This is a genomic window from Amnibacterium sp. CER49 (assembly GCF_029846255.1).
Classification (GTDB): domain Bacteria; phylum Actinomycetota; class Actinomycetes; order Actinomycetales; family Microbacteriaceae; genus Amnibacterium.
In genome coordinates, this window is record NZ_JARVWQ010000002.1 from 278959 (window position 1) to 292337 (window position 13379).

General features: G+C 65.1%; 5 protein-coding genes. 3 read left to right on the top strand and 2 right to left on the bottom strand.

Features of this window, described 5'->3' with window-relative positions; translation table 11 throughout:
• Positions 1-124: 124 nt before the first annotated feature.
• Together QDR37_RS11285 and QDR37_RS11290 are read right to left on the bottom strand one after the other, a co-directional pair.
• Positions 125-2638, bottom strand: coding sequence for a DEAD/DEAH box helicase (locus QDR37_RS11285; protein WP_279714858.1), 2514 nt, complete (start codon positions 2636-2638; stop codon positions 125-127).
• Positions 2639-2899: 261 nt separating this feature from the next.
• The gene (locus tag QDR37_RS11290) at positions 2900-3784 is read right to left on the bottom strand and encodes an HNH endonuclease (protein ID WP_279713865.1); all 885 of its coding nucleotides are present in this window, start codon (positions 3782-3784) and stop codon (positions 2900-2902) included.
• 350 nt (positions 3785-4134) lie between these two features.
• Here QDR37_RS11290 and QDR37_RS11295 point away from each other — a divergent pair, with 350 nt between their 5' ends.
• The 3 genes from QDR37_RS11295 to QDR37_RS11305 all read left to right on the top strand — a co-directional run bounded on the left by QDR37_RS11295 (position 4135) and on the right by QDR37_RS11305 (position 13353).
• A complete protein-coding gene (locus QDR37_RS11295; RefSeq protein ID WP_279713866.1) occupies positions 4135-6786 on the top strand; it encodes a DEAD/DEAH box helicase in 2652 nt (883 codons plus the stop codon).
• A 152-nt stretch (positions 6787-6938) separates the two neighbouring features.
• A complete protein-coding gene (locus tag QDR37_RS11300) occupies positions 6939-10364 on the top strand; it encodes a helicase-related protein (RefSeq protein ID WP_279713867.1) in 3426 nt (1141 codons plus the stop codon).
• A gap of 166 nt (positions 10365-10530) precedes the next feature.
• Positions 10531-13353 (top strand): DUF1156 domain-containing protein, encoded by a 2823-nt coding sequence (locus tag QDR37_RS11305; protein ID WP_279713868.1) that lies wholly within the window; start codon positions 10531-10533, stop codon positions 13351-13353.
• The last annotated feature ends 26 nt before the right edge of the window (positions 13354-13379 follow it).

Sequence of the window (13379 nt, forward strand, 5' to 3'; positions counted from 1 at the left end):
AGCGGATCCTTGCACCTGATCCGCCGCGCATCAGAAACGTGCGCGCGTTGGCGGGCGCGGACCATGGGCTGATTGAGTAGCAGATGCGCGGGCCACCGCGGAACGTGCCCCGGGGGTGTCGAACTCAGCGGGGGAGCGCTGGGACTGCGCCGACGTCCGTCACCCGCACGACCGCCGTCCCCGCCTCGTCGCTCGCCGCGAGGTCGACCATCGCACTGATGCTCCAGTCGTGGTCGCCCGCGGGATCGTCGAGGATCTGCCGCACCCGCCACTCGGTCGGCGTCTCGGTGATGAGCAGCAGCGCCGCCCCGCGGGCGTCCGGCCCCGTGCCGATCGTGTCGTGCTCGTCCCAGTACGGATCCATCGCGTCGGCCCAGGCGTCCGCGTCGAAGCCGGCCGCGGCGTCGAGCTCGCCGAGTGCGTCCCAGTTGCGCAGCGCGGCGAGCTGCACCCGTCGGAAGAGCTCGTTCCGCACCATCACCCGGAATGCGCGCACGTTCGCAGTCAGCCGCCGCGGCGCCGGCGGCACGATGGCCTCGTTCGTTTCGTGCAGCGAGGGGTTGCTCAGCTCCTCCCACTCGTCCACGAGCGACGAGTCGACCTGCCGCACGAGCTCGCCGAGCCACTCGATGAGGTCGTGCAGCTCCTCGTTCTTGACCTCGTCGGGGATCGTCTGCCGGGCCGCGCGGAAGGCGTCGGAGAGGTAGCGGAGCACGAGGCCCTCGGAGCGCGAGAGCTTGTAGAAGGCGCAGTACTCGCCGAACGACATCGCCCGCTCGACCATGTCGCGGACGACCGACTTGGGGGAGAGGGCGAAGTCGAGCACCCACGGCTGCTCGGCGGCGTACGCCTCGAAGGCGGCGTCGAGCAGCTCCTTGAGCGGCTGGGGATGCGTGACGTCCTCGAGCAGCTCCATCCGCTCCTCGTAGTCGATGCCCTCCGCCTTCATCGCCGCTACGGCCTCGCCACGGGCAACGAACTGCTGCTGGGACAGGATCGGCCGCGGGTCGTCGAGCGTCGATTCGAGGATCGAAAGCACGTCGAGCGCGAAGGTCGGCGACTCGGGGTCGAGCAGCTCGAACGCGGCCAGCGCGAAGGGGGAGAGGGGTTGGTTCAGCGCGAAGTCCGGCTGCAGGTCGACGGTGAGCCGGATCGCGACACCGCCGTCCGCATCCGGCACCTGCTCGACCACGCCAGCCGCCCGGAGCGTCCGGTAGATGCCGAGCGCGCGCCGGGCGAGCTGCAGCTGGCGCCGCCACGGCTCGTGGTTGTCGAACACGAGCGCGTGGACGTTCGCGAACACGTCGCCGCCCCGCCCGATGACGTTGAGCAGCATCGCGGACGTGATCTGCATGTGCGGGGTCAGCGTCTCGGGCTCGGCCGCGACGAGCTTGCGGAAACTCGGGTCGCCCCACGACACGAAGCCCGCCGGCGCCTTCTTCGCCACCCACTTGCGGCGCTTCTTGGGGTCGTCGCCCATCTTCGCGAGGGCCTTGCGGTTCTCGGACTCGTGCTCCGGCGCCTGCACGACGACGGTGCCGGCGGTGTCGTAGCCGGCCCGACCCGCGCGGCCCGCGACCTGGTGGAACTCGCGGGCGGTGAGCTGCCGCATCCGCGTGCCGTCGTACTTCGTGAGCGCGGTGAGCAGCACCGTGCGGATGGGCACGTTGATGCCGACGCCGAGGGTGTCGGTGCCGCAGATGACGCGGAGCAGCCCCTGTTGCGCGAGCTGTTCGACGAGCCGGCGGTACTTCGGCAGCATTCCGGCGTGGTGCACGCCGATGCCGAGGCGAATCAGCCGGCTCAGGGTGCGGCCGAAGGCGGTGGTGAAGCGGAAGCCGCCGATCTCGGCGGCGATCCGATCGCGGAGCTCGCGGCTCGCGACGCCCGCGCTCGCGAGCGCCTGCGCCCGCTCGAGCGCGGCGAGCTGCGCGAAGTGGACGATGTAGATCGGCGCCTGGTCCGAGTGCAGGAGCAGGTCGATCGATTCGTGGATCGGCTCGAGCTCGTAGACGTAGGTGAGCGGCACGGGGCGCTCGACCCCGGTGACGCGGGCGGTCTCGCGTCCCGTGCGGCGGGTGAGGTCGGCGGCGAGGGCGGTGACGTCGCCGAGGGTCGCGGACATCAGCAGGAACTGCGCCTGCGGCAGCGTGAGCAGCGGCACCTGCCACGCCCACCCGCGGTCGGGGTCGCCGTAGAAGTGGAACTCGTCCATCACGACCTGCTGCACGGGTGAGTCCGAGCCGTGCCGGAGGGCGAGGTTCGCGAGGATCTCGGCGGTGCAGCAGATGATCGGCGCCTCCGGGTTTACGGAGGAGTCGCCCGTGACCATGCCGACGTTCGCCGCACCGAAGACGTCGACGAGCGCGAAGAACTTCTCGCTCACCAGCGCCTTGATCGGTGCCGTGTAGAAGCTCCGCTGGCCCTGCGCGAACGCGACCGCATGAGCGCCGATGGCGACGAGCGACTTCCCCGTGCCGGTGGGCGTCGAGAGGATCACGTTCGCGCCGGAGACGATCTCGATCATCGCCTCGTCCTGCGCGGGATAGAGGGCAAAGCCGCGGTCCTTGGCCCAGTCGGCAAAGGCGGTGTACGCGGCGTCCTCGTCGAGGCCGGTGCCGGCTGCGGGCGAGGGCATGCGGTCGAGCAGCGAGGGGTCCAGCTCGGTCTCCTTCGGCAGGCGCGGCGCGACCACGGTAGTCGGGCTTCCTCCGGGTGCCTCGTGACGAGCACAGCAGTTAGACGGGTCACAAATAGTGCACGAAGCCGACGTTCCTCAGCGTGCTTGAGCACCACGGTTGAGCCCGGCTGGCAGTCTTCGCCTCGGGAGTGCCGCCCACGGGGTAGACATGCCCGGTTTCAGAAGACGCGCATCGCGAATCGCGACTTCTTCCGGGAGTTAGGACTTGGCTAGGAAGCTCTCGTAGCGCCTCGCTAAGCCGTCCCTATCAGGCTTGTCAGCTCTTCGCTCCGGAACCGCGAACCTGGCCCCGTCCATACCCTGAATGCCGTGGCGAAGCATCGGTCCGTCCACTTCGCGCATCACTGCCTCGTTCACGTGAACCGTGTAGTCAGGAGAGAGCCCAATCACATCACGGTCGTACGCGGCGTGATGGAGCTTGCAGAGCGCGAGCCCGTTGCTTACCTCGGGTCTCCCCAGCTCGTCCCTATCGGGAATGATATGTGCCGCGTCTAGAAGATCGACATGTCGCAGCGAGCAGACTGCGCACCTGTCCTCATACGCGTGCATGACCTTCGCGCGAAAGACTGGCTGGTGTAGTCGTTGCCGGGTTAAGCGCTCCACATAGGACCGCTGGGGGGCGGTCATTCTTTCGGGTTCTCCGAACGCTCTGAGGTCTTCGCCGAGCGCAAGCAACACCGCCTGCTCTCCAGGTATGTCGTATGCGTACACGGGGTAGTGCGCAACGAATGCCTTGGGTCGCACGCCACGGAAGTAGATCATGGGGGCGGCAAGCTCGGCTGCTCGTCGCAGCTTGACGTTGTCAGCGCTGTCGTCGCGCCTGTAGTCGTAGCGAAAGAGTCCATTCGCGACGACCTCATCCTTGTATCGGCCCTTTGGTGTCGTCAGCACGCTGAGAGTTGCAGAGAAACTCTTTGGATTGCGGATGCCGCGGCTCTGATCAATAAGCTTGAGTCGCTCACCTTCAAACTCGAAGCTCTCGAGCTCTGCCCGGCTTAATTCAGGTTGGCCTGACTCGAGCTTCGTTCTCAGCCAGTCAAAAGCGGCCTGTCGTGCTCTTGTCTCTTGGTCGTGATCGAACACCTCTGTATCCTCCACGAGCTAGCGGTGATGCGCGCGGCGACGCGCTGGCGCCGAGCAGCTCGCGACCCCACTTCACATGACCGGGTCCCGCAGGGGCCCGAGCCGGGCAGCCTCGGCATCCCAAGCACGCGCAACGTCTGGCAACAGCAGGGCTGGCGGTGTGTCTTCGGGCGCGGGTCGCGCAAAACCTCGCGTTCATATCAGCGTGTCACAAGAGCCCGGGTTGTCATCGCGATGATGATGATGTCGTATGAGAAGCCAGGTGGCGACCGGCGACCTACTCGAATGCGCTCGGATACAAGTAGCAGAACTGGGACAAGTGTGATCGCCGAATTCAAAATGAGGGCCTCTTGAATAAAGACGAGCTTCGAGCGCTGCGCACCCGCATCGACGAGTTAGAGTCCTGGTCGCAGCGGGCCCAGGGGCTCGAGAGCGACCGGAAGAGGGTTGCCGGGGCCGCTGAGGCTGCGTCGGCAGCGGTGCGCAGCCGAGTGGGCGTTGTCGCGCTCGGCAGCGGTCGTACCTACTCATTCCTGCCGCTTTCGCCTGACGAAGCGCCTCTGCTCGGCGCACTCGCCCAGCGGGCTGCGCTAACCGCCTTGACTGAAGCCGAAGCGATCGGCGTAAGCGAGTTCGTCTCCTCGGTGCCGGAGGCTACGCGCCAGGCGAAGGCGCTCTTTGGACTACGCCGCGTGTTCAGCAGTTACGAGTCGCGTGATGCGAATGAGCGGGCGGCTGAATTCCTGACAGTGTTTCATGCGTGGGCGACAGCCGCCGATGTGCCGTCACTCTTCGACCGAATTCGTGCAAGCCTGGCGCCGCTTCCACCAGTCGCTTCCTCTGAGGCACTGGCTGAGTGGGTCGGTCTCAAACCGCTCCTTCAACAGCTGGGAATTCCCACGCTCATGTCAACGGGTTCGCTAGCAGCGTTGCCGGCTGCGATACGAGCGATTGAGGGCGCGGTCAGCCGCGAGCAGGTGGTTAGGCAGCGTGCTGTGGAGGCTGGCGTCGCTTTGCGCAGGGCGGAGACGGACCGAGTAATCGCAGAGATGCCCATCGACCGGTTGAAGGATGCGACCCGCGAACGCATACGGGTCGCACCGCTTACGGCGGTGGGGATGAAGACGGTGCGCGACGTCTTCATCCATTCGGCTCGGATCGGCTCGCTGCCCGGTGTCGGGACGGTCACAGCGCAGCGCATCCGGGGCGCGGCTCGCACGCTGTGGCAGTCGACCTATGACGAGATGCCGGTCCGGATTGACGTCAACAAGCCTTCGGAGGCGACGCAGGGTCTCGTCCGAGCGTTAGCCGATTGGGACGGCAGCAGGCGAACCAGGAACGCTGCAACAGACATCGCCAGGGCCGAGGCATTAGTGCCACTCGTGAAGCCGTTGACGGAGGGTGCCACTCATCTCGTGTTGATCTGCCCCACGATCGATGGCGAGGGAGATCTCCTGCAGGCGGTCGACGCCGTCGTGGCACGAGCGCGCACAATCGCAGAAACCGTCGCGCGTGGTGCGGCGGCAGACGCATGGCAAGACTTCAGATCTCGGGCCGCCGACTATTTCGCGATGCTCGCGGAACTCGGATTCCTCACTGAGGACGAGGACGTCGTCGCGGGCGGTCTACCCGAAGAAATCGTGAGGGCGGCGCGCGAGTTCGAACTTGAGACACGGCATCTTACTGTCTCCCTGCGCGGGTACCAAGCCTTCGCAGCTCGCTTCGCGCTGGTGCAACGCAAGGTGATCATCGGGGATGAGATGGGCCTTGGGAAGACCGTCGAATCTCTCGCCGTGATGGCGCACCTTGCAGCGAAGGGTTTCGGTCACGCCATGGTCGTCTGCCCTGCAGCTGTGGTGACGAACTGGGTGCGCGAGGTGGAGGAGAGATCGAGGTTGCGCCCGCATCGGCTCCACGGCACGGGCCGCGAGAATGCTCTGCGCAGCTGGCGTCGTCAGGGCGGCGTTGCTGTCACTACCTACGAATCCCTGGGCTGGCTGCAGCCTCACCTCGCATCGCTCGACGAGCTTCCCGTCGTCGTCGTGGACGAAGCGCATTACATCAAGAACCCTAGTTCTTTGCGCGCCAGGCGAACCGCCTCACTCGTGGGTCGGGCTGATCGCGCGGTTTTGCTGACTGGGACGCCGCTTGAGAACCGGGTGGAGGAGTTTAGAAATCTCATCCGCTACTTGAGGCCGGATCTTGCCGTCGACGCTACCGATCTCCGCCCTCGACTCTTCAGACAGCAGGTTGCGCCGGCGTACCTGCGGCGAAATCAGGAGGACGTGCTCACCGAGCTGCCCGAGTTGGTTGAAGTCGAAGAGTGGTTACCGATGTCGTCGGCGGACAAAACTGCATATCGCGAAGCAGTCTATTCCGGCAACTTTCACGCCATGCGGCAGGTATGCATGCTGCAGCACTCTCAGTCGGAGAAGATCTCTCGCCTTGTCGAGATCGTAGAGGAGGCGGAGGAGAACGGGCGGCGCGTGCTCGTCTTCTCTCATTACCTGAATGTGCTCGACGCTGTCGTACGTGCGCTACCGGGAAAGGTGTTCGGCCCTTTGACTGGTGCGGTGCCGGCGAAGATGCGACAGCAGATGGTGGACGACTTCTCTGGTTCCGACTCGGGCGCCGCACTGGTCGCTCAGATATCCGCTGGTGGTGTCGGTCTCAACATCCAGGCCGCATCCGTGGTCATTCTTTGTGAACCGCAACTCAAGCCGACGACTGAGTGGCAAGCCATCGCACGGGCGCAGCGCATGGGACAGGTGCTGACCGTTCAAGTGCACCGGCTGTTGTCGGAGGAGGGCGTCGATCTGAATGTCCGAAATATCCTCTCGAGGAAGAAGGCAATCTTCGCTGACTTCGCGGCAGTGAGCGATATGGCGGCGAGCGCGCCGGAGGCGTACGACGTCTCGGAGGGAGAGCTCGTGCGCGAAGTAATCGAGGCGGAGCGGCAACGCCTGTTCACTGGCCTTCCGGATCTCGAAGCTTCCGAGTGATGCAGCGGCTGCAGTGCGCGAGTCTGGCGGTGTGCTGATTCATGGCGCTCAGCTGCCGCTGCGCGCTACCGCGCAAGACGGGACGGCGTGGGGGACGGTGAGAGCCGTACTGCTCGCTAGCCTTCACCGCGGCCCACGATCGAGAGGTACTCGTGCGACTTGAAGAGATTGCGCCGCGCACTCGCCTGGCCGGCATCGTGCCGACTCGGCCGGTGGAGGTGCTGGCTGCGATGAAGCACGGCGCCGACGCGCTCGAGGTCACCTACCGTGACGACAACGGAGCGCTCGGTCAGGTCGTGCTGTACCGAGCCGATGAGTCACGGGTCGAGCCGCACCTCGAGGCCGGGCGTCCCTTCGACGCAGATGCTCGCGACTTCCGCCTCGCCGCGGAGGCGCAGCGCATCATGCTCGCCGGCCTGCACGACCCCATGCTCGCTGTCGCGACAAGCGACGTGCAGCCGCTGCCGCATCAGATCCGCGCCGTCTACGGCGAGCTGCTCCCGCGTACGCCGCTGCGGTTCCTGCTCGCCGACGACCCCGGCGCCGGTAAGACGATCATGGCGGGCCTGTACATTAAGGAGCTCATCCTCCGCGAGGACGTTCGCAGCTGCCTCGTGGTCGCTCCCGGTGGGCTGGTCGAGCAGTGGCAGGACGAGCTGGCGCTGAAGTTTGGCCTCGAGTTCGAGATCCTGGCTCCCGGTGCGGAGGACAGCGGCGCAGGACGCACGGTGTTCGAGCAGAAGCCCCTCCTCATCGCTCGCATGGACCAGCTCGCCCGGAACGAGCTGCTCCTTGACCAGCTCGAGCAGTCCGAGTTCGACCTGGTCGTCGTCGATGAGGCCCATCGAATGAGCGCGAGCTGGTTCAGCGGCGAGCTGAAGGCGTCCAAGCGGTTCGCGCTCGGCGAGCTGCTCAGCGAGCGCACAAGGCACTTCCTCCTCATGACTGCGACGCCGCACAACGGCAAGGAGGAGGACTTCGAGACCTTCCTCTCGCTCTTAGATCGCGACCGTTTTGCCGGTCCTGGCGACAGGCGTGCTCAGCCAGGCACGGTCGACGGGCTGATGCGCCGCATGGTCAAGGAGCGGCTCGTCACGTTCGACGGACGGCCGCTCTTCCCGGAGCGCATCGCCGACACGGTCGCCTACCGGCTCTCGCCCGCGGAGCAGAGCCTCTACGAGGAGGTCACCGAGTACGTCCGCAACGGGATGAACCTTGCCGACCGGCTCGACGGCAAGCGCAGGAACACGGTCGGTTTCGCGCTCACCGTCTTGCAGCGGCGGCTCGCCTCGAGCCCCGAGGCGATCTACCAGTCGCTCCGGCGCCGCGCCGAGCGACTCGAACGCCTCCGCCTTGAGGCGGTGCAGGGGGTAAACCATGGACCCGAAGCAGCACCTGTGCTCTCGGGGGAGGACGTCGATGTCGACGAGCTCGATGCCGCGGAGCTCGAGCGCACCGAGGACGAGCTCGTCGACGCTGCCACTGCGGCCCGGACGGCAGAGGAACTTCAGACGGAGGTGCTGGAGCTGCGCCGGCTCGAGGGGCTCGCGAGTCGGCTCCTCGCAAGCCAGCAGGACGTGAAGTGGCGCGAGCTCCGCGGCGTGATCGAAGGAGAGGTGCTTACGCACCAGGACGGTTCGCCGCGCAAGCTCATCGTGTTCACCGAGCACCGTGACACGTTGAATTACCTGCATCGGCGCATCACTGCGCTGCTGGGGCGCGGTGACGCCGTCGTAGCCATTCACGGAGCGGTCCCGCGGTACGAGCGCCGCCGGATCACGACTGACTTCACGACGAACCCTGACGTGCAGATCCTGATCGCGACGGACGCCGCTGGCGAGGGTTTGAACCTGCAGGCCGCTCACCTGATGGTGAATTACGACCTGCCCTGGAACCCGAACCGCATCGAGCAGCGGTTCGGCCGCATCCACCGCATCGGCCAGACCGAGGTGTGCCGGCTCTGGAACCTGGTCGCCGAGGACACGCGCGAGGGCGAGGTGTACATCCGGCTGCTCGACAAGATCGAGGAGCAGCGCGCCGCGTACCAGGGGGAGATCTTCAACGTCCTTGGTACCTCGCTCGGGAACCTGTCGCTCACCTCGGTGCTCCGCGAGGCGATCCGGTACGGCGAGCAGCCCGAGGTCAAGGCGAAGATGTGGGAGGTCATCGACGCGGGCGTGTCCGCCGGGCTGCGCGAGCTGCTCGATGACGAGGCATTGGCGACCGAAGCGTTGGCTCCGAGCGAACTCGAGGTGCTGCGCCGCCAGATGGAGGACGCGAAAGCAAAGCGCCTCCAACCACACTTCATCCGCGACGCGTTCCTTGAGGCGTTCGACCGCGCGGGCGGGCGCATCGAACGGCGCGAGCGCGGCCGGTACGAGATCACTCACGTTCCGGCGCAGGTACGGGAGCGCGCAGGACGCGCGCCGGTTGCCCGACGCTACGAACGGGTCACCTTCGACGTCACGACGATCGATGTCCAGGGCACGCCTCGAGCGGAACTGCTCGCTCCGGGTCACCCGCTGCACGACGCCGTGCTGCAACTCGTGATCGACCAGTTCGGTCCGATGCTGGATCGCGGCACGGTGCTGACGTCGGATGCGATCACCGAGCCGACGCTGCTGGTCGGGGTGTTGAACGAGGTCCGTGACGCCACTGGCGAGACCGTCAGCAAGCGCTTCGGGTACTCCGTCGTTGGTGCCCATGGAGCGGTGCGCGAGGGCGGTTCTGCCCCGTATCTCGACTACGCGCCTGCCACTGAGGCGGAGCGCTCCGCAGGCGTGGGGCTTCCATGGCTCGCCAGCCGCGAGAAGGACGCCGTCTCGTGGGTGATCGCCGAGCAGCTGCCGGTGTTCGCTGAGGAGGTCACGAGCCGGCGCTCCTTCGAGTACGAGCGCGTGCGCCAGCGGGTGATCATTCGGCTGACCAGGGAGGTCAACCGCCTGTACACCGAAGCGCTGAAGACCGACGCGGACGCCGCGGCCGGCAAGAAGGTCCGCTACTCCGCCGACACCCTCCGCCGGCGTGCCGAAGAGCTGGAGCAGCGCAGGGAGAGCCGGGTCGCGCTCATCGACCAGCAGCTCACCATGTCGCCGGTCACGCCTCGCATCACAGCGATCGCCCTAGTTGTGCCGGCAGCGACCAGCGAAGCGTCCATCGGTGGAGCTGCAAGCGCCGCTGCACGCGCAGCGATCGAGCGCCGCGGAGTCGATGCAGTTTTGGCGGCCGAGCGTGCTCTGGGGCGTAAGCCGGAGGAGCAAGCGCACAACAACCCCGGCTTCGACGTGCTCTCGCGGACCACCGAGGGCGCTAGTCTCCGGATCGAGGTCAAGGCTCGGATCGAAGGCTCCGACACCTTCACGATCACCCGCACAGAGGTGCTGACTGCACTGAACGCGTCACCCAACCACCGGCTCGCCTTGGTCCGGGTGAGCAATCGTGGCCCACAGCACGATCAGGTGCGGTACATCGGCAACGCCTTCAACGGAGTCGAGCCCAGCTGGCTCACCGACTTCGACGTTGTCTCCCAGAACCTTTCGTGGGACGACTGGTGGGCACGCGGAGCGCAGCCGTTCTGACATTCGCAGCCACGTCAACGGGCGCAGGAGTCGCTTAAGCGCTGCCCAGCGTGGAGCGGCGAGACCGAGTCCTGATGACACGCTCACTCAGCCGGGCAATGTCGCACCGCGCCCGTAGGCTCGGACGTCCCGCGCTGCGGCTGCGCGCGGCCATCGGAGGAACGCATTGGCACTGAAGCGGAAGCTGATCGAGGTATCGATCCCGCTCGATGAAATTAACAAGCAGTCGGCGCGTGAGAAGTCGATTCGCCATGGGCATCCCAGCACCTTGCACCTTTGGTGGGCGCGGCGCCCCCTCGCGACCGCGCGAGCGGTGCTGTTCGCGCAGTTGGTGGACGACCCGTCCGTGCGTGAGGACGAATTCCTCGCCGAGGCACGCGAGAGCGGTTACGAGGACGCGGCGGGCTGGGCCAGTCATCGGATCAAGCAGGAGCGTGAGCGCCTGTTCGACCTGATGGCGCGCATGGTCAACTGGGATAACCTCAGCGATGACGCCCTGTTCGACGCCGTGCGCGCCGAGATTCTGAAGTCGACCAACGGCAACCCCCCGGCAATCCTCGACCCCTTTGCAGGCGGCGGCACCATTCCGCTGGAAGCGCAACGCCTTGGGCTCGAAGTCCATGCGAGTGACTTGAACCCAGTTGCGGTTCTGATCAACAAGGCTCTTATCGAGATCCCGCCGAGGTTTGCTGGGCACGAGCCTGTGTTTCCCGGCGCAGCAGCCACACGTACCAGTTGGCCTGAGGCAACCGGCCTCGCAGAGGACGTCCGGCGATATGGCAAGTGGATGCGTGACGAGGCACAAAGGCGCATTGGGCGCCTCTACCCGAAGGCGAAACTGCGGGGCGGTGGGGACGCGACCGTCATCGCCTGGATCTGGGCACGCACCGTGAAATGTCCGAACCCGGCATGTGGCATCGAGATGCCACTGGTGAGTTCCTGGTGGTTATCTCGACGGGGCGGGCAGGAGTCATTCATAGTCCCGTTGGTCACCTCTCGAGAAATCCAGTACTCCGTATCGCACGACCCGTCCACGGCGACGTTTGACATCGCGGCCGGAACGGTTAGTCGAACTGGTGCGGTGTGCATTGCCTGCGGTGGCGCAGCATCTCTGCAGTACATCCGTCAGCAGGGGTCCTCGGAGGGGCTTGGAAGGACGCTTATCGCGCAGGTTGCGGAGGGTGATCGCCGCCGTCACTATATTCCACCGACTGTCGAAATGTCCGCCGCTGCCGATGTGCCAATTCCTGAGGGCGCTCCGGATGAACCTCTCGGATACTACCCGCGCGATATCAAGGCTCCCATCTATGGGCTAACGACGTTCAGCAAACTGTTCACGCCGCGTCAATTGACAGCGCTTCTGACGCTTGTTCAGCTCGTGCATGAGCTGACGGACCGTATTGAGCGGGACTGCAAGAACTTAGTGGTTGCTGGCCACCCGCATGCTCATGAGATGGATCAACTGAGTCGCGAGTATGCGTCAGCGGTCGCTACCTACCTCGGAATGGCGGTGAGCCGGACCGCCGACCGCTCGTCGACGATTAGTACATGGGACAATTCCATGGGTAAGATTCGGAACACGTTTGGTCGCCAGGCGATCCCGATGACATGGGACTTTGCTGAGGCCAACATCTTCTCATCGTCTACTGGAAACTTCTTGAGTCAGGTCGAGTGGACGGTTGAGTCGCTTGAGGCGTGGAGGGGTGGGCGCGTTGCTCACGTCAGTCAGGCCGATGCGTCATCACGGAACTATGACCACCTGATTCTTTCGACTGACCCGCCGTACTACGACAACATAGGGTATTCCGACCTGTCGGACTATTTCTATGTGTGGTTGCGAAGAGCGCTACGGCCTACCCACCCGTCTCTGTTTGAGACGGTAGCGGTGCCGAAGGGTGATGAGCTTGTAGCCAATCGTTACAGGCACGGCACGCAAGAAGCGGCGAAGCAGTTCTTCGAGACTGGCTTCAAGCGCGTATTCGAGCGAGCGAGGCGGTCGGCATCGGACGAATACCCAATCACTGTTTACTACGCGTTCAAGCAGTCCGAGAGTGATGCGACCGGTACCAGCTCGACCGGTTGGGAAACCATCCTGGGCAGCATGGTCGGCGCTGGATGGGCCGTGACCGCGACTTGGCCAGTTCGTTCGGAATTGAGCAATCGTATGATGGCGTCAGGGATGAACGCCCTTGCATCTTCCGTGGTGCTGGCACTACGTCCGCGGGGTGAATCTGCTCCCATAACTGATCGGCGTGGGTTCATCGCTGCCATGAAGCGGGAGTTGGGGCCCGCTCTTCGGGAATTGCAGCAGGGCGGGATCGCGCCAGTGGATTTGCCTCAGTCTGCTATCGGCCCCGGCATGGCTGTGTTCTCTCGGTACGCAAAGATCATCGAGTCGGACGGCTCCGAGATGACCGTGCGTGCGGCGCTTGGGCGGATAAATGAGGTACTGGATGAGTTGCTGACCGAGCAGGAGGGCGACTTCGACTCAACCACACGTTTCGCAATAGCTTGGTATCGGGGCAACGGATACGAGGCAGGTGCCTTCGGTAACGCCGAGGACCTGGCGCGAGCCCGGGCTACCGCGGTGACGGTGATGGAACGCAGTGGCATCCTGGTTGCCCGAGCGGGGAAGGTGCGGCTCTTCAAGCCCGATGAGTTGCCCCAGGATTACGACATCGCGACTGACCCACACACGTCCGCCTGGGAGGCGTTGCAGCACACGATCCGCATCCAGGAGACAAAGGGCATCCCGGCAGCGGGCTCGTTCCTGCACGAGGCGAGCCGTCGCTCGGACGGGGCGGTGGATCTAGACCTCGTGAAGGAGCTGGCATATTTGCTGTTCCAGGTAGCCGAGAAGAACGGCTGGACGCGTGACGCGATATCGTTCAATGGAGTGGCGACCTCATGGTCAGAACTGCTTGATTCGGGTCGAACGGCTTATCCTGCGGCAACCGACGCCACGCTCGACTTTAGTGACTTGATCTAACCACTCCGCTGCCAACCCAACGTCGT

Excerpts from the sequence above, each read along its gene's own strand:
- QDR37_RS11285 (WP_279714858.1), bottom strand. The coding sequence starts at position 2,638 with ATGCCCTCGCCCGCAGCCGGCACCGGCCTCGACGAGGACGCCGCGTAC.